Source organism: Ruegeria sp. YTSB088 (genome assembly GCF_059609825.1).
Genome location: NZ_JBXWMM010000003.1, coordinates 141,983 through 159,791 on the forward strand (window position 1 = coordinate 141,983; position 17,809 = coordinate 159,791).

General features: G+C 58.9%; 14 protein-coding genes. 8 read left to right on the forward strand and 6 right to left on the reverse strand.

The features are described 5' to 3' along the window. Window positions 1-65: 65 nt before the first annotated feature. Entirely contained in the window at window positions 66-548 is a 483-nt protein-coding gene (locus AC2FFA_RS06140; RefSeq protein WP_299639108.1) for an Lrp/AsnC family transcriptional regulator, read from the forward strand. 12 nt (window positions 549-560) lie between these two features. Then, window positions 561-1,145 carry a tetratricopeptide repeat protein gene (locus tag AC2FFA_RS06145; protein ID WP_496850547.1) on the forward strand — a complete coding sequence of 195 codons (585 nt, stop codon included), beginning with the start codon at window positions 561-563 and terminating at the stop codon, window positions 1,143-1,145. A 113-nt stretch (window positions 1,146-1,258) separates the two neighbouring features. Here AC2FFA_RS06145 and AC2FFA_RS06150 read toward each other — a convergent pair whose 3' ends face one another. Further along, a complete protein-coding gene (locus AC2FFA_RS06150) occupies window positions 1,259-2,032 on the reverse strand; it encodes a FadR/GntR family transcriptional regulator (RefSeq protein ID WP_496850549.1) in 774 nt (257 codons plus the stop codon). A gap of 334 nt (window positions 2,033-2,366) precedes the next feature. Here AC2FFA_RS06150 and AC2FFA_RS06155 point away from each other — a divergent pair, with 334 nt between their 5' ends. From AC2FFA_RS06155 to dld, 4 genes are all read left to right on the forward strand, one after another. Next, entirely contained in the window at window positions 2,367-3,416 is a 1,050-nt protein-coding gene (locus AC2FFA_RS06155) for a TRAP transporter substrate-binding protein (RefSeq protein ID WP_299895328.1), read from the forward strand. 120 nt (window positions 3,417-3,536) lie between these two features. Next, window positions 3,537-5,600 carry a TRAP transporter large permease subunit gene (locus AC2FFA_RS06160; RefSeq protein ID WP_366140738.1) on the forward strand — a complete coding sequence of 688 codons (2,064 nt, stop codon included), beginning with the start codon at window positions 3,537-3,539 and terminating at the stop codon, window positions 5,598-5,600. A 12-nt stretch (window positions 5,601-5,612) separates the two neighbouring features. Further along, entirely contained in the window at window positions 5,613-6,764 is a 1,152-nt protein-coding gene (locus tag AC2FFA_RS06165) for an alpha-hydroxy acid oxidase (RefSeq protein ID WP_496850551.1), read from the forward strand. A gap of 18 nt (window positions 6,765-6,782) precedes the next feature. Next, window positions 6,783-8,462: a D-lactate dehydrogenase gene (dld, locus tag AC2FFA_RS06170; protein WP_496850553.1), complete on the forward strand. Its 1,680-nt coding sequence runs from the start codon at window positions 6,783-6,785 to the stop codon at window positions 8,460-8,462. A 747-nt stretch (window positions 8,463-9,209) separates the two neighbouring features. On the opposite strand, the gene gph is transcribed toward dld, so the two are convergent. Continuing rightward, window positions 9,210-9,869 (reverse strand): phosphoglycolate phosphatase, encoded by a 660-nt coding sequence (gene gph / locus AC2FFA_RS06175; protein ID WP_496850555.1) that lies wholly within the window; start codon window positions 9,867-9,869, stop codon window positions 9,210-9,212. A gap of 207 nt (window positions 9,870-10,076) precedes the next feature. Between gph and hemP the strand changes: the two genes are divergently transcribed. Further along, window positions 10,077-10,244, forward strand: coding sequence for a hemin uptake protein HemP (gene hemP / locus AC2FFA_RS06180; protein ID WP_083445319.1), 168 nt, complete (start codon window positions 10,077-10,079; stop codon window positions 10,242-10,244). Continuing rightward, on the forward strand, window positions 10,241-10,717 hold the full coding sequence (locus AC2FFA_RS06185; RefSeq protein ID WP_496850557.1) for a hypothetical protein: 477 nt from the start codon (window positions 10,241-10,243) through the stop codon (window positions 10,715-10,717). Before hemP ends, AC2FFA_RS06185 begins: the two co-directional genes overlap by 4 nt. Window positions 10,718-10,767: 50 nt before the next feature. Here the strand turns inward: AC2FFA_RS06185 and AC2FFA_RS06190 are convergent, their stop codons facing one another. The 4 genes from AC2FFA_RS06190 to AC2FFA_RS06205 all read right to left on the reverse strand — a co-directional run bounded on the left by AC2FFA_RS06190 (window position 10,768) and on the right by AC2FFA_RS06205 (window position 17,768). Next, the gene (locus tag AC2FFA_RS06190; RefSeq protein WP_496850559.1) at window positions 10,768-13,833 is read right to left on the reverse strand and encodes an aminotransferase class III-fold pyridoxal phosphate-dependent enzyme; all 3,066 of its coding nucleotides are present in this window, start codon (window positions 13,831-13,833) and stop codon (window positions 10,768-10,770) included. Window positions 13,834-13,939: 106 nt separating this feature from the next. Next, window positions 13,940-14,812, reverse strand: a complete 873-nt coding sequence (locus AC2FFA_RS06195) for an NAD(P)-dependent oxidoreductase (protein WP_496850561.1) — start codon at window positions 14,810-14,812, stop codon at window positions 13,940-13,942. 101 nt (window positions 14,813-14,913) lie between these two features. Continuing rightward, window positions 14,914-15,303: a Cu(I)-responsive transcriptional regulator gene (gene cueR, locus AC2FFA_RS06200; RefSeq protein ID WP_117868001.1), complete on the reverse strand. Its 390-nt coding sequence runs from the start codon at window positions 15,301-15,303 to the stop codon at window positions 14,914-14,916. Continuing rightward, complete coding sequence (locus AC2FFA_RS06205; protein ID WP_496850563.1) at window positions 15,300-17,768, reverse strand: heavy metal translocating P-type ATPase; 2,469 nt, start codon at window positions 17,766-17,768, stop codon at window positions 15,300-15,302. Before AC2FFA_RS06205 ends, cueR begins: the two co-directional genes overlap by 4 nt. Window positions 17,769-17,809: the final 41 nt, after the last annotated feature.

Sequence of the window (17,809 nt, forward strand, 5' to 3'; positions counted from 1 at the left end):
ACAACGGACCGATTATTGGCTATTGGAAGGTCAGTGTTCTGAAAATTTGGCAAAAGACAGCGCAAATGAGCTTTCCAGATCTGGATCGGTTCGACCGGTCGATTCTAAGAATTCTGGCCGAGGATGGTCGTATCTCGGTGGCCGACCTTGCGCGCGAGATCGGGCTTTCGAAATCTCCGACTCAAGCGCGGCTCAAGCGGCTTGAGGCAAGCGGGGTAATCCAGGGATATCGGGCGATGCTGGATCCGATCCGACTGGGCCTGGATCATGTTGCGTTTGTCGAGGTGCGTTTGACCGATACCCGCGAAAAGGCTCTGGCCGAGTTCAACGCAGCCGTCCGCAAAACCGCTGAGGTCGAGCAGGCACATATGATCGCGTCCAATTTTGACTACCTTTTGAAAATACGCACCGCAACGATGTCCGAGTATCGCCGTGTTCTGGCCGAGAAGATTTCATCTCTGCCGCATGTCGCCAATACGTCAACTTTTGTTGCGATGGAGGCCGTGAAGGAAACCGGTATGCTGGGTGGTTTTGAACATCAGCCTTGACCCGACGGAAGTATGGCCCACTTTTGTTTCGTGATGCGAACGCTTGCTGCAACCTTTTTTCTGATCGCTTGTTCATGCTCGGCCATCGCCGAGACATGCCCCACTGCTCCGGATCATATTGAAGGGGTGAATGCGCTGATCAAGCAGGTCCAAAAGGCGCAATCGCAAAGCGACGCCCGGGTCATCTCGAACCAAATGTGGGAACTCTGGACAGACGCGCCGGATGCTCGGTCGCAGACACTGCTGGACCGGGGAATGGCGCGACGAGAGGCGTGGGACTTGTCGGGCGCATTGGATGACTTCAACCAGCTCGTCGAATATTGCCCGAATTACGCCGAAGGTTACAATCAGCGGGCTTTTGTAAACTACCTGAGGCAGGATTTTGACGCGGCGCTGCGCGACCTGAATGTCACGATCGAAATGTCGCCAAACCATATCGGCGCACTCAGCGGACGCGCATTGTCTTTACTGGGTTTGAAACGTCTTGAAGACGCGCGCACAGCACTGTCCGCAGCGCTTGAACTCAATCCCTGGCTGTCAGAGCGGGCGTTGTTGGAACCCGGTGGCCTTCTGGAAGCGCCCGGAGAGGATATCTGACGTCAATCCCTTGATGTCGACCCAACTGGCCGACCAGCTCCAAAACAATGTCTCGGGTAGCAGAACCATTCCATCAGCGTCGCAACCTGAAGAACAAGTGAGTGGCTATTCGATTAGCGCGACAGTATCCGGCGCTTTTCGGCCATGGCTTCGCGTCGCCGCTGTTCAATCCCGAGTTTGAAGGACTCTTCGACAAAGTCGATGTGATCCGTAGCCGCTTTTTCGGCCCGCTCCTCATCACCTTCGATTACTGCGCGGCCGAGTTCGAGATGTTGCTGCAACAGCTTTTCGCCGGTCCCATCGATCGTGCGCAGGAAGTCGCGATTGTAGAAAACGCCCTTGCGGGTGAGTTCGTAGATCGACGCCATCATGTGGATCAGGGTCGCGTTCTGGCTGGCATCAACAATCGCTGAATGCAGGGCAAAGTCTGCTTCTTGCGAAGCCTTGGCATCCTGCTCCTGCCATGCCCGTTCGTTTTCGTGGAGGATTTCTGAAATCCTTTCCTTGTCTGCCTTGGTCGCACGACGTGCGGCAAGGCGGGCGGCAAAACCTTCCTGTTCGCGGCGATACTCCAGATAGTCGAAAAAAGCCGGCTCATGGCGTTCGTACAAAGCAAGGAGCGCGGGCATCATGGCTTGTCCGGTCAGGGCAGCGACGAATGTCCCTTCACCGTGTTGAGTTGTGACCAGACCGCGTTCTTCCAGCACCTGAAGGGCCTCGCGCAGTTTTGGGCGTGACACGCGCAGCATGTCGGCCAGATCGCGCTCCGAGGGCAGTTTCCGGCCCTGTTTCAGGATGCCCGACGCGATCAGGTCCTCGACTTGTGAAACCACCGCATCGGCCAGCGATTCGTGTCCAACCGGTTCAAATATCGCCGTGGTGTTCATGAGATGCTGCCCTGTGTGACGCTAAAAAGCCCGGAATAACTGGTAAACAAACATAACCATATCCGTTCAATTTTCAAGCACGAGGGTGGTCTTCCCTTGGATGAGGTACACATCTGTTTGTGAACGGTTTTTGAGAAATCAGCATGGCTTTAAGGCGGTCATCCCGGGTTTTTGCAGGAGTTTTTGGGGTCGGATCTCAAAACTCATACTTCTCCAGTGGTAAATAAAGTTATTGACTGGTTTGGTCTGGTAAAGTTAGTTTACCACCGGAGCGGCGCTGGAAGAGCCTGCGCCAATGATCGGAAAAAAACCGACCAACCTTGGAGGAGATTTCATGAAGAAGACCCTGACGAGCCTGGCCATGGTCGCCAGCCTGCTGGCAGCACCCGCGGTTGCGGCGGACAAGTTGCTGCTGAAAACACCAATTGCCTTTTCAACCGAGTTGCCGGGTCTGGGCTCGCCGATCCCTCGGGTGGCTGATCAGCTGGAACTGATGTCCGGTGGCACGCTGAAGATGAAGGTGTACGAGCCGGGAAAACTGGTGCCGCCCTTCGAAATTCTGGACGCTGTGTCCACCGGCAAGATCAACTCGGGCTACACCACGGCTGGTTACTGGGCCGGTAAAATCCCGGCTGCGCCGCTGTTCTCGGCCGTGCCGTTCGGCCCCGAGGCCGGCGAATACATGGCTTGGCTGTATTATGGCAACGGCATGACCCTGTATCAGGAGATGTATGATCAGGCCGGCTTCAACGTCAAAGTTCTGCCTTGCGCCATCATCGCGCCGGAAACCTCGGGCTGGTTCGCGTCCGAGATCAACTCGCCCGAAGACCTGAACGGGCTGAAGATGCGTTTCTTTGGTCTGGGCGGCAAGGTGATGCAGAAACTGGGTGTGGCGACCTCTTTGTTGCCAGGTGGCGAGATATTCCCTGCATTGGAAAAAGGCGCGATTGATGCGACCGAGTTTTCGATGCCTGCGATCGACGCGCGTCTGGGCTTTCACAAACTGGTCAAATTCAACTATTTCCCCGGCTGGCATCAGCAGGCGACCGTATTTGAACTGCTGATCAACAAGGACGTCTGGAATGAATCCAGCGATCAGCACAAGGCAATCATCGAAAACGCCTGCAAGGCTTCGATGGCAGACAGCTTTGCCGAAGGCGAAGCCATTCAGCACGCGGCCCTGATCGACAACGTTGAAAACAACGGCGTTACCATCAAGCAGTGGTCGCCCGAGATGCTGGATACCTTCCGCGCAACCTGGGAAGAGGTTGCCACTGAAGAGGCCGCCAATGATGCCTTCTTTGCACAGGTTCTGGCCGACATGAACGAGTTCCGTGACGGCTATAACCTCTGGAAGACAAACGCGTTCCTCCCACGTCAGTAATCTCTCCCTCACTGACGTTGCCGGGGCGGCCTGATCCGCCGCTCCGGTTCCTGCTTCCTGATCTTCGGACTTTCTAACCTTTCACTGCCCGTATTCCGGGTTGCTGAGCGAGGAATGACCATGACCACCCAAAACAACCTCAACGATCCGGTCGAAGCCTATGAAGGCATCCTGGAACACCCCGAAACCGACCGCCAGAAAGTCGCAGTTGCGATCGATGCCGGGGTCAAGGCGGTGGGTCATGTGGTCATGTGGGCCAATGTCCTGCTGATGGGCGCGATCTTTGCACAGGTCTCGCTGCGTTACCTGTTCAGCCAGAACTATCCCAAGTTGGACGAGATTCAGTGGCACTTCTACGGGATCGTCACGATGATCGGCATCTCATACGCTCTGATCACCGACAGCCATGTGCGCGTGGACGTCTTGCATATGCAACTGTCACGCCGCGCGCAGCGGATCATCGAGGTGATCGGCATCCTGACCCTGCTGACCCCGTTCATCTATCTGATGGTCGATCAGGGCTATGACTATTTCTACGAAAGCCTTCGCGTCAACGAACGCTCTGACAGCCCCACCGGCCTGCCTGCGCGTTGGGCCTTCAAGGCGGTCATTCCCATCAGCTTTGTTCTGTTGGCGCTGGCCGCGTTGGCACGCTTGATCCACGACGGGCACGCGTTGATGTACGGACCGGCCTCGGAACGTGAAGGCGCGCCACTGCGCCGTATTCTTCTGGTGCTCGCCGTGTTCGCCGCGGTCTGTGTGGGCCTGACGTTCCTGGTCGAAACGACCGAGGAAAAGCTGGTCATCGCGATGTTCCTGACCTTCATCGCGCTGCTCTTCACCGGCTACCCGGTCGCTTGGGTTCTGGCCGGTGTTGGCGTCGCCTATTGTGGTCTGGCCTACCTGTTCGACAATGACCTGATGCTGTGGACCGGGCTTGAAAGCACATTTACTGGTCTCGATTATCTGACGCTGGGCGCGGTTGTGAACCGGGTTTACGCGACCATGTCCAATGCGGTTCTGGTTGCCCTGCCGATGTTCATCTTCATGGGTCTTATGCTGGACGAATCCGGTGTGGCCGAGCGTCTGATGTCCTCGATGCAGCGTCTGTTCGGGACAGTGCGCGGAGGTCTGGCCATCACTGTGACCCTGATCGGGATCATTCTGGCGGCCTCGACCGGCATCATTGGTGCCTCGGTGGTTCTTCTGGGCGTGCTGTCGCTGCCGTCGATGATGCAGCAGAAATACCAGCCGACGCTGGCGGCGGGCGTGGTTTCGGCCTCGGGGACGCTGGGCATCCTGATCCCGCCCTCGATCATGCTGGTGATCATGGCCGACCAGATGGCGCTTTCAGTCGGCGACCTGTTCATGGCGGCGGTGTTCCCGGGCGTGATCATAGGCGGCCTGTACCTGACCTATATCTTTATCCTCGCGCTGGTGAAGCGCGACGCGGCCCCTGTGCCTGAGGGTGCAAAGGCGCCCGATTGGGCCGCCGTCAAGGACGTGCTGATCGCCGTCATCCCGACGCTGATGCTGATCCTTGCGGTACTGGGTTCGATCTTCGCCGGTCTGACCACGCCGACCGAGGCCTCGGGCATCGGCGCGCTGGGTGCCACCTTGCTGGCTTTGGGCTATCGCAAGCTGACCTTCCAGAAGCTCTGGAATGTGCTGGTTTCGACCTTCAACACCACCGCCTATATCTTTGCGATCTTCCTTGGCGCGACCGTGTTTTCCTATGTCCTGCGTGAACTGGGCGGGGACGAGTTGATCGAACATGTGGTGCAATCCACCGGGTTCGGGGCAAACGGCACGATCCTCTTCATCCTGTTCATCGTCTTCCTGCTGGGATTCGTTCTGGACTGGATCGAGATCACGCTGATCGTGCTGCCTCTGATGCGCCCGATTGTGAACGGTCTGGGCATCGATATTCCTGGCTTTGGCGTGCTGGATGAACCGGCACTGGTGTGGTTCGTGATTCTTGTCGCTGTGACGCTACAAACCAGCTTCCTGACGCCGCCCGTTGGCTTTGCCTTGTTCTATCTCAAAGGCGTTTGCCCGCCGGAGATCAAGCTGACGCATATCTACAAAGGCATCGTGCCCTTTGTTTTGCTGCAACTGACAGGACTCGCGCTGGTCTTCCTGTGGCCGACATTGGCCACATGGCTGCCGTCAGTCGCTTATTGAGGAGCTATCGCCATGCGTCTGAGCCAGTGTCATAACTTCCACGATTTCCGGCGGCTGGCCAAGCAACGGCTACCGGGGCCGATCTTCAACTATATCGACGGTGGCGCGGATGATGAGGTGACGTATCGGGAAAACACCCACGCATTTGACCGCTGTGACCTGCTTCCGTCAGTTCTGCGTGGGGTGAAGGATGTGGACATGTCCGTCACGGTCATGGGGCAAAAGCTGGATATGCCGGTCTATTGCTCGCCTACCGCGTTGCAGCGCCTGTTCCACCATCAGGGTGAACGCGCCGTCGCGGCAGCGGCAGAGAAATACGGTACCATGTTCGGAGTTTCCTCTCTGGGTACTGTCTCGCTGGAGGAGCTGCGCCGGAAACACAAGAACCCGCAGGTCTATCAATTCTACTTTCACAAGGATCGCGGGTTGAATGCCGCCATGATGCAGCGCGCCAAAGAGGCGGGTGTCGAGGTCATGATGCTGACCGTCGACAGCATCACCGGCGGTAACCGCGAGCGTGATCTGCGCACGGGGTTCTCGATCCCGTTCCGATTGACGCTGGGCGGCATGATACAGTTTGCGATCAAGCCGATGTGGGGCATCAACTATGTCACCCATGATAAGTTCCGGCTGCCTCAGCTTGAGGAACATGTGGATATGGGCGGTGGGGCCAGCTCGATCGGCGGGTATTTCACCGATATGCTTGATCCGTCGATGAACTGGGATGACGTGGCGCAGATGGTGCGCGACTGGGATGGTCAGTTCTGTCTGAAAGGGATCATGACCGTCGAAGATGCCAAACGCGCGGCTGAGATTGGTTGTACCGGCATCATCCTGTCGAACCACGGTGGCCGCCAACTGGACGGATCGCGCACGCCGTTCGATCAACTGGCCGAGATTGTAGATGCCGTTGGCGACAAGCTGGACGTGATGATGGACAGTGGCATTCAGCGTGGCACCCATGTGCTCAAGGCGCTTTCGATCGGGGCCAAAGCCGTGGGTATCGGGCGGCACTACCTGTATCCTCTGGCTGCCGCAGGGCAGGCTGGGGTCGAACGGGCCTTTGGGTTGATGCGTGCCGAAATCGAGCGCGACATGAAGTTGATGGGTGTCACCAGTGTTGGCCAGCTCAGCCGCGAGAATATTCGTTTCCGCAATCCCTAACCCGAAACGGGGGCCGATATGACCAATGACGCGTTGATCAAACATTTCCGCTCTATCGTCGGCACGCGTCACGTGCTGATCGGAGCGCGCGCGACAGAGCGTTTTCGGCGCGGTTTCCGCTCGGGCGAGGGTGAGGCGCTGTGCGTCGTTCTGCCGGGGACTCTGCTGGAGCAATGGAAGATCCTGCAAGCCTGCGTCGCAGCCGACAAGATCGTCATCATGCAGGCGGCCAATACTGGCCTGACCGAAGGGTCTACGCCGTCCGGCACCTATGACCGGGACGTTGTTCTGATCAATACGCGTCGGATGAACACTCTGGTGCCGTTGAACGACGCAGAGCAGATTGTCAGTTTTCCGGGCGCCACGCTTTTTGCGCTGGAAAAACTGTTGGCCCCGCTGGGACGCGAGCCGCATTCGGTGATCGGTTCGTCCTGCATCGGCGCGTCGATCGTGGGTGGGGTATGCAACAATTCCGGCGGATCTCTGGTCGAACGCGGTCCGGTTTACACGGAACTTTCCGTCTATGCGCAGATCACAGAACAGGGTGATCTGGAATTGGTCAACCACCTCGGCATCGATCTGGGCAGCACGCCGGAAGAGATCCTCGCCAACCTCGATGCAGGGAAATTTGAACGCAACCCCGGGGCAACCAACAAACGCGCATCGGCCAGCGACTACGCACAAATCGTGCGGGACGTGAATGCGGAAACGCCTGCGCGGTTCAATGCGGACAAGGCCAAGCTTTTCGAGTCTTCGGGCTCGGCCGGGAAGCTGGCCGTTTTTGCCGTGCGCCTTGACACCTTTCCCAAGAACGAGGTCGAGAAGGTGTTCTATGTGGGCACCAATAGTCCCGATGATCTGGCGGACCTGCGGCGCCACATATTGTCAGAGTTCAAATCGCTGCCGGTTTCGGCCGAATACATGCATCGCGAAGTGTTCGATATTGCAGCACGCTATGGCAAGGACACGGTCGTGATGATCGACAAGCTTGGCACGGACCGTCTGCCGATGTTCTTTGCGATAAAGGGCGCCGTGGATGCCCGCCTGCGGCGCATCCCGTTGTTGCGAAATCTCACCGATCGTTTCATGCAGGCAGCAATAGCTCTGTGGCCAAGTGTCCTGCCCAAACGGATGATGGATTTTCGCGACAAGTTTGAACACCACCTTATCCTGAAAATGAAGGATGAAGGTGTGTCCGAGGCCGCCGAGTGGCTGCCGCGATTTCTGAGGGACCGTGATGGCGGGTTTTTCGAATGTGATGCGCGCGAGGCCAGGATTGCAGGCCTCCATCGTTTCGCGGCGGCAGGCGCGGCCGTGCGTTACATGGCGATCCATTCGGACGATGTCGAAGACATCATCGCTCTGGATGTCGCGTTACGTCGAAACGACCAGGACTGGCTGGAGAAGCTGCCGCCTGAAATCGAAGAGCAGTTGGTTAACAAACTCTATTACGGGCACTTCATGTGCCACGTGATGCATCAGGATTACATAGTCAAAAAAGGGGCCGACCCCAAAGCGCTTAAGGCCGCAATGTTGAAATTGTTTGACGAACGCGGCGCGGAATACCCTGCTGAACATAACGTGGGGCACCTTTACAAGGCCAAGCCCGACCTGGCGGCACATTACAAATGCTGTGACCCGACCAACGCGTTCAATCCGGGTATCGGCAGAATGTCCAAGGCGAAGAATTACCAATAGCCAGCTTTTCCGACGTGGACGGGTGCCGAAAAAACGCACGGCACACACGCCGGGCTTTGGCGAAAAGGGTGTTGGCGCCTGACCTTCTGACCTCATGAAGGCGGCCACGAAAACAAAACAACTTGTGCAGCGAGGGCGGCCAAAACCGAATGAGCGTCGCTTGTCAGGTACAAAGAAGATTCGGACGGTGCAGTCAGGATAATCGGAGTCGGGAAGGAATTTCACGCTGAGGTGAGGAATTCGGCCACGATTGACGCAGATCGTTTGGTTTTGAGTGTCACACACACGCATTCGTCAGGCCGCCCAAGATTTGAACTGGCGGGTTCGTGCGGTCAATTGACAAAACACCTTTCTGTTCAGGTAAATTCAGGGATGGGTGATTTCCGCCGGGTTTTCCTAGGGTTAGCCTTCACCTGCAATCGGATTGCAACTCACGCGTCCGAAGCTGCAGGCCAGAAAGCCATCTTGCATGCGAAAAATTGCAGATGACCGGAGCCAGAAAAACGCCAATTTTCCCTTATTTTTTACGTTTTTTGGAGAACTACGGGAAACCCCCAATTTCGCGCGGCGACAATCAGGGGTAAACACAACTTACCGTACTTACCACACAAACACACAAACGGTATTTACTTTCCCCGATGAGGGGCTGGCCACACCCCCTCGGCCGGCCCCTCTTAACTTTTGGGGGTCAGTGGCATTGCGGATCGTTGCCAATGTCGAAGGGCGTGATGATCTTCTCGAGCTGTGTTAACTTTGGATCAACTCGGCGACGAGCGCGGGCAAGTCTTGCGATGCGCAATAGGCCACGTTGTGCGGAATTTCAGCGACCGGCGTCTTCCGATATCCTTCGGTAAACAGCAAAAACGGGATTTTCGCACGAGCGGCCGTTTGCGCGTCAACTTCGCTGTCGCCGACGAACAAACGTGGGCCAGAAGCTTGAAGCGCATCGAAGCTTGCGAACAGATGGTTCGGGTCCGGTTTTCGCGTCGAAAGGCTGTCGCCGCCAAGAACAACGTCGAAATATTGGGACAGGTCCAGTGCTTCAAGCACATGCTGTGCGGGCGCTTCTGGTTTGTTGGTGCAGACACCCAAAGCGCACCCCATCTGTCGCAAGGCAACCAGCGCTTCTGGGATACCGGGGTAGGGAACAGTCGTTTCGCTTGCAGCAGCATTGTAATGTTTCAGGGTCAGCTGCGTCAGCTCCGCGTGGCGATCCAACGGCAGGCCGCAATGGCGGATCATGCGCTCGACCAGTTTGGGTAAGCCGTTGCCGACGAATCCTTTGATGACGTCATGCGACAAGGGAACGTGCCCAACATCGTCCAGCGTGCGGTTGGCTGCTGCCGCCAGATCACCCAGGCTGTCCACCAGCGTTCCGTCCAGATCAAATACAACTGCTGCGGTCATAATTTACGCGCCTTTCATCATCTGGCCCAAGACCTAACGCGCCTTGTACCGGTCCGCAATCGCTTGTGTTAAAACGACACTTGACAATCCTTACTAAAATAATCAGATTAAGCTTCAGGAACAGAAAGCCAGCCCTTTCGGGGTCAGCCAGATCACATGAAACGCGATAGATATGGCACCATGCCGAAACGCTCTGGAGATGTCCCGATGAACGTACAGAACCCGACCCCAACCCAAGGTTACGCTGTCTCGATGCTTCCCGCGCACAAGGCCGAGGATCTGACCAAGGGCGGCAACCTAGCCCACATAGAACTGGGCGATCAGCTCTATACCCTGCGCATCACCCGCGCAGGTAAACTGATCCTGACGAAATGAGCGCGCCTTTCAAGCGCGGTGGCGCAGCGGTGGGCCGTCTTGCCGATCTCGAACCCGTCGAAGCGGGTGCCGTGATGTATCTGCGGATGTGGAGCGACGGTGAGGGCGGCCGCGCCGATGCTGCCAGCGATTTTCAAGTCGCGCTGGGCTCGGATTGCGGGCGTGCCGCAATGCTGACCCTGGATCGCTTATGTTCGCTATGCGCCACCCATGGCCGCCGCCCTCTGATCCGGCATGGTCTTGGATGTGCTTGCCTTGGCGCGGATGAGAATTGCTTTGCCCAGATGATCGCGGCAGCGTCCGAAGGGGCGCGTGAAGATGCGATGATGCTGGCGTCCTTGATCGTACGTCCGGATTTTGCCCCCGCTTTGGCGTCCCTGTCGGAAGAACTGGGCCTGACTCTCAGACGTATGACGGCAGGTTTCAAAATGCCGATCACCGGCCACAAGACCCCCTCGGCCGTGCTCCACTGACCCTGAGTGTTGAACGGCCAAACCCCGGCAATACGCCGGGGTTTTTTCACTCAGCAGCACCCGCATCCGGCATGGTGATGGTCATGATCGCAAACAAGGGCAGGGGTGAAGTCACCTACCTCGGACAACACATCCCTTAACTCCCATAGGATCATGTCAACATCCTCGGCCTCGATGGTCAGCGGTGGGCGGATTTTCAGAATGTTATCCCTGGGTCCTTCGCTGCCGATCAGGATGCGATGATCGCGCATCCGGTTTTTGACATAGCTGCAAATCTCCGTGCCTTCGCTTCCGTCGGGGTTGATCAGTTCCACGCCGAGAAACAGCCCCATACCCCGCACGTCGCCAACGCAACCAAAGTCGGCTTCGATCTGGCGCAGCCCCGCCATCAGACGATCCCCCATCAGGCGGGCATTGTCCTGCAAGCCTTCGTCGTCAACGATATCCAGCACCTCTTTGCCGATCCGGCAGGACAGGGTCGAGCCGCCAAAGGTCGAAAAGAACTCGATCCCGTTGTTGAAGCTGTCTGCAATCTCTCTGGTTGTCACCAGCACGCCCAGCGGGTGCCCGTTGCCGATTGGCTTGCCCATCACCACGATATCCGGGACCGCGCCCTGGTGCTCGAAGCCAAAGTAATATTCACCCAGACGTCCCAGACCTGTCTGCACCTCATCGGCGATGCAAACGCCCCCGGCAGCACGGATTTTTTCGTAAACCGCAGGCAGATAGCCCTTGGGCGGAATGATCTGTCCGCCGACCGACGGGAAGGTTTCCGCGATGAAACCTGCCACGTCCTGTCCCCTGTCCCGAAGGGCCGCAATCGCCGGATCGACAAGATCAGCAAATTTTTGCGCCCGGTCCGCATCGTCACGCTTGAATGACCCGCGATAGTCATCCGCAACCTCAACCAGTTCAACCCAGTCGGCTTTCCCGACGCCGCCCGGTTTGTTGAACTTGTAGGCCGAGATCGCCACCGCAGCGTTTGTGTTGCCGTGATAGCCGTGATCCGGCGTCACGATCCCTTTCGCCCCGGTATGGGTGCGGGCAAGCCGCAGGGCCAGTTCGTTGGCCTCGGTTCCCGAGTTGACGAAGAAGCAGACCTGTAGGTGATCCGGCAGCTTGGACAGGATCTTGTCGGCAAAAGCTGTCTGGGTCGGGTGCAGGTAGCGGGTGTTTGAGTTCATGCGCCTTAGCTGATCCGCAGCCACAGCCTGAATGCGCGGATGGGCGTGGCCCACATGCGGGACGTTGTTGTAGGCGTCCAGATAGGGGCGGCCCCATTCGTCGAACAGGTGATGCTTCCAGCCGCGCACCAGCATGACCGGATCGTCATAGGTCAAGGACAGGTTACCCCCGAAATGCGCCCGCCGATTGTTCAGGATTTCCGCTTTGTCAGTGGGTTGATAGAACACCTTGTCATCCGGCAGGTTCAGCAACGCTGCCGGGTTCGGGCAGACCGCGTGCCACAGCTCCATCTCGTCCGGATCGCCGACGCCAGGCCAGTCCGCTTCCATGCCATCGGTGGTGAGCGCCAGTTGGAAATGCACATGCGGAGCCCATCCACCATTCTGGCTGGCATCACCCAACCTGGCAAACGCGGCCCCCTGTGCCACCGGGTCGCCAGGTTTCAACCGGTCACAGCATTCCGGGTCCAGATGGCCATAGAGCGTATAGAATGGGTCGCCTTCGGGCGTTTCGTGATGCAGGATGATCACCCCGCCGTAATCAAGATGCTGGTCACGGTTCTCGACCACTTCAACCCGCCCACTCATCGGCGCGTGCAGAACCGTCCCGGCGGGTGCAAACACATCCACCGCCAGATGCACCGTCCGCCTGTCCGAGGCTTTCCACGGACCCTTGCGGAACCCCGGCTCTGCATAGATCAGTCGGGGCTCGTTGTAGTAACCCAGCCACGGGTCTTGCCCGTATTCTTCACCTACGCGCGCAGCCTCGGCCAAAGGCATGTGGAACGGGTTTTGGGGCCAGACGCAGTTTTCGACCGAAAGCGAGCCCATGGGCACATCGCTCAGATCCTGGCCGAACAGGTCGGCAAACTGCCCCCGATAATCCTGTAGATAGACGTGGATACGTTCAGCCCCATCAACAACCGGCAACCCGCATACCGCCCGCAACCGCGCCGACATCAGTCCACCATTGACGGATGTGTTCTCAAGGAACCGCCAAGCGGGAGCCTGAGAGATGGTCACATAGGGATCATCCGGATTCTCGGCCGCCATCAGGGTCGAGTTGACGACCGACACGGCAAGCCGCATCCTCAGCAACGGCCAGATCAAGTCAACCTCATCCGCCCGCAGCCGGTTGGCCGCGTGATAGCCCTTTACCAACGCAGCCAAAGCCCGTTCCGGTTTGGGGTGATCCAGCACGACATAAGCGCCGGCAATCGCCAGATCGCAGATGCGCGGCGCGGCGCACATGTCACCCAGATCGATCAGGCCTGAGATCCGCCGCCGCTCGCTCAGTTCCCCTTCGACCAGAATGTTATAGTCATTGGCGTCGTTGTGGATGGCCTGTTTCGGCAGGTCCGCAAGGACGTCCGCGATTGCAGCGAACGCCTCACAGATCTCCGTTAGCAGCTCCTGTCGCGCGGGATCCGGGATTATGCCCAATTTGTCCGCAATCCAGCCGGCCTGCATCAGATCCCATTTGAAATCAGGTCGGTGCAATCCCTCATGCTCAAACCCTTCCAAGGCCCGGTCGGTTGCCCCCAAAACGCGCCCCAGTTTCAGGATCAGCTCTTCGGATTTTGGGGCGGCCTTCGCGTAACATTGCCCCGGCAGGCACTCCAATAGCCAAACCAACCTGCGCTGTCCTTCAGAATCGGCAATCTCGGGCAGCATTGCGCCGGTCAAATCGGGGAACACCTTGGGAAACGGCAACCCCGGTGCAGCTGTTGCGATATGCGCCAGGGCCTTGATCTGGAGATCAACCAGATCGGCATCGCATCCCGCCCGCATGGCCTTCAGCACATAGTCCTGACCATTGGTGGCGTGCACCAGAAAGTTCAGATCATATTCACCATCCAACCGCGTCAAACGGGCGTCCAGCCCCCAGAGCCGCCGCAGCGCGGCCGTCCAAAAAGCACTCAAATCGTCCATTCCCGTCTCCGCTCCGATCGCGCCGGAGCCCTCTTCATCTGGCCAAAATACCCTCGGGGGGGGAATCGCGCCTTGGCGCGATGGGAGGGCAGACAGCCCCCCCGCGTTACCCCATGGACCGCAGGCGCTTGATCAACGACGAGGTGTCCCAGCGGCCACCGCCCAGTTTCTGTACATCCTTGTAAAACTGATCGACCAGAGCGGTGACGGGCAGGGATGCACCGGTTTCATTGGCGGTATCCAGACAGATACCCAGATCCTTGCGCATCCAGTCGACGGCAAAGCCATGTTCAAACTGATCATCCAGCATGGTCTCATACCGGTTTGCCATCTGCCAGCTGCCCGCCGCGCCCTGGCTGATCACCTCGACCACGGCCCTTCCGTCCAAACCTGCCTTTTCGGCGAAGTGTAACGCTTCGCTGAGACCCTGAACCAGACCAGCGATCGCGATCTGGTTGCACATCTTGGTCATTTGGCCCGCACCGCTGTCTCCGATCCGGCGGCAGATTTTGGAGTAGACATTCATCACCGGTTCAGCCGCATCATAGGCGGCCTGATCTCCGCCACACATAATTGACAGAACACCGTTTTCAGCGCCTGCCTGACCGCCCGAGATCGGCGCGTCCACAAAGGCGATACCCTGTGATTCGCCGGCAGCGTACAATTCACGCGTGACCTTTGCAGACACCGTCGTGTGGTCGACGAAAACAGCCCCGCTGGACATGCCGTGAAATGCGCCGTCCCCGCCGGTGCAAACCATGCGCAGATCGTCGTCATTGCCGACGCAGGCCATCACAAACTCGGCGCCTGCAGCCGCGTCTTTCGGGGTGGCCGCCAGCGACCCGCCATGCTGCTTCACCCAGGCTTCGGCCTTGGCGGCCGTGCGGTTATAGACAGTGACGTCATGACCTGCGTCCTGAAGATGCCCAGCCATTGGATAGCCCATGACACCCAGGCCAAGGAACGCGACTTTTGCCATTTTGTGATCCTCTCCGCTGTTCGGTCGGCATCAGCGGTGCGTGCCTGACCGAATTGTTTGGCGAAGACAAAGCAAAGCTGCGCCCAAAGGGCAACCCCAAGTCAGCCTTTCCCGCCCAGATCCTGCAGGATCGGGCAATCAGGCCGGTCATCCCCGGCGCAGGCGTCGATCAAGTGGCTCAGCGTTTCGCGCATCGCGTTCAGGTCGGCGATCTTGGCTTCGACCTGTGCCAGATGATCCCGTGCGACTTGTTTCACATCTGCGCTGGCGCGGGTTTCATCCTCGTAAAGCGCCAGCAATGTCCGGCAATCCTCGATAGTGAAACCAAGCGCCCGGGCACGGCCCAGAAAGTTCAGCTTGTGCACGTCCTGTTCGCGAAACCGGCGATAGCCGTTGTCATCGCGCAGCGGTTTGATGAGGTTGATATCTTCATAATACCGGATTGTCTTGGCAGGCAGGCCGGTGCGGGCTGACACATCTCCGATATTCATGCGTGCACCTCCTTGGCGGGCGGGATCGGGGTTTCCGGCACGCTGGCTCGGACGCGACGCAGGCGCAGCGCGTTCGAGACGACAAAGACACTGGACAGCGCCATCGCGCCAGCCGCCAGTGCCGGAGACAACAGATGGCCGCCGAACGGGTAAAGGGCGCCAGCAGCGACGGGGATCAGCAGGACGTTGTAACCAAACGCCCATCCCAGGTTCTGGCGAATGTTTCGCATTGTCCGGCGGCTGATCTCGGTCGCATTTGCAACCCCGCGCAGATCACCGGACATCAGGACGACATCGGCCGTTTCGATGGCTACATCCGTGCCCGTCCCGATGGCGATGCCGATATCAGCCGTTGCCAGCGCAGGGGCGTCGTTGATGCCGTCGCCGACGAAAGCCAGCGTGCCGAACTTGTCCCGCAAGGCGATGATCGCATCCACCTTGCCGTCGGGCAGCACTTCGGCGGTGACGTGATCGATCCCCAGCCGATCAGCCAGAGCCTGCGCGGTGCGCGCATTGTCTCCGGTGACCATGGCCACGGTCAGACCCATTTGGTGGAGCCGCTCCAGCGCCTCTTCGGTGCCGGGTTTGATCGGATCGGACACAGAAAACATGGCCGCAGCCTGCCCATCGAGCGCAACGAACAATGGTGTTGCCCCTTCGGCGGCGCGGGCCTCTGCCTCGCTTGCCAGGGGCCCAAGGTCGATCCCGCGTTGTTGCATAAGCCGGTGCGATCCGATCAACGCGTTCCGGCCTTCAACCAGCCCCTGCACGCCAAGCCCGGTCAGGGACCGGACGTCTGTCGCCTTGGGCAGCGTCGCAGGCCCGGCCCGGGTAATCGCCGAAGCTATCGGGTGTTCCGACCGCGCCTCGAGGGCGGCGGCCAGCCGTACAACCTCATCCCTGTCAAATCCGTTCGCCGTCAAAACACTGTCCAATTCCGGACGACCCAGTGTCAGGGTCCCCGTCTTGTCCAGCGCGATGACGCGTGCCTGCTGAAGCTGTTGCAGGGCATCGCCCTTGCGGAACAGAACCCCCAGTTCGGCCGCCCGCCCGGTGCCGACCATGATCGAGGTCGGCGTGGCCAGCCCCATGGCGCAGGGGCAGGCAATGATCAGCACCGAAACACCAGCGACAAGCGCCAGCAGCAGGGCCGGGCTTGGGCCGAAAATTAACCAGGCTGCGACAGTGATCACGGCAACCAGGATGACCGCTGGGACAAAGCGATATGTAATCCGATCGACCAGACCCTGGATCGGCAGCTTTGCCCCCTGTGCCTGCTGGACCATGCGGATGACCTGCGCCAGCACCGTGTCGCCCCCCACGCGCGTCGCACGAACCCGCAAGGCACCGGTGCCATTCACGGTTCCCCCGACAACTGCTGCGCCGGCTGATTTGCCAACCGGTATCGGCTCGCCCGTGATCATGCTCTCATCGACGTAAGAGGTGCCCTCGAGCACTTCGGCATCCACCGGCACACGTTCGCCCGGGCGGATGTGCAGGATATCGCCGACCGCGATCTCGGCGATAGGACGGTCTTCTATCCGGCCATCGACTTCGATCCGCGCGCTTTTGGGCTGCAGACCCACCAGCTTACGGATTGCAGCCCCGGTTTTGCCCTTGGCACGGGCCTCCAGCAGTCGGCCCAGAAGGATCAGAACGACAATTACGGCTGCGGCCTCGAAATAGACATTGGCTGTACCTTGCGGCAGCGCACCGGGGGCAAATGTGGCCGTGACCGAATACAGATAGGCCGCCCCGGTCCCCAGCGCGACCAGCGCGTTCATGTCCGGCGTGCCCCGCAGCAACGACGGGATGCCTTTGCTGTAAAACACACGACCAGGCCCCAGCAGTAGAGCCGACGTCAGTGCGAACTGAATCAACTGGCTGTACTGCGCGCCGATGGTGGCGTGAACCCAGTGATGGAAAGCGGGAATCATGTGCCCGCCCATCTCAAGAATGAACACAGGCAGGGCGAGTACGGCAGCCAGTATCGTGGTCCGGGTCAACCTTTGAATTTCGTCATCTTCGCGGTTTTCAGGTTTCGAAGCGCCTTGCAGCCGCGCCGGGTACCCGACTTCAGTTACCACCTGAGCCAGCGCCTCTGGCGTTGTTGCCCCCGCCGCGTAAGTCACTGTGGCAGTTTGAGTCGCCAGATTGACCTGCGCTTCGACCACACCGGGGCTGGCCGTCAGCGCACGCTCGATTTTGCCCACACATGACGCGCAGGTCATGCCTTCAATGCTCAGGTCCGCCCGGCTGGTCTCAGCCGGATACCCTGCGGCATCCAGGGCTTTGGTCAGGGCCGAAACCGGCCCTTCGAAAGCCACCTGCGCGGACTTGGTTGCAAAGTTGACCGAGGCCGCATCTACCCCCGGCACATCTCTCAACGCTGCTTCAACGCTGCCCACACAGGATGCGCATCCCATGCCGGTGATTTTCAGTTCTGTCAGTGCCTTTAGCCCCATGCGACTCGTCCCGGAGGTTTCTTTAGGCTCCAGATGGGGGT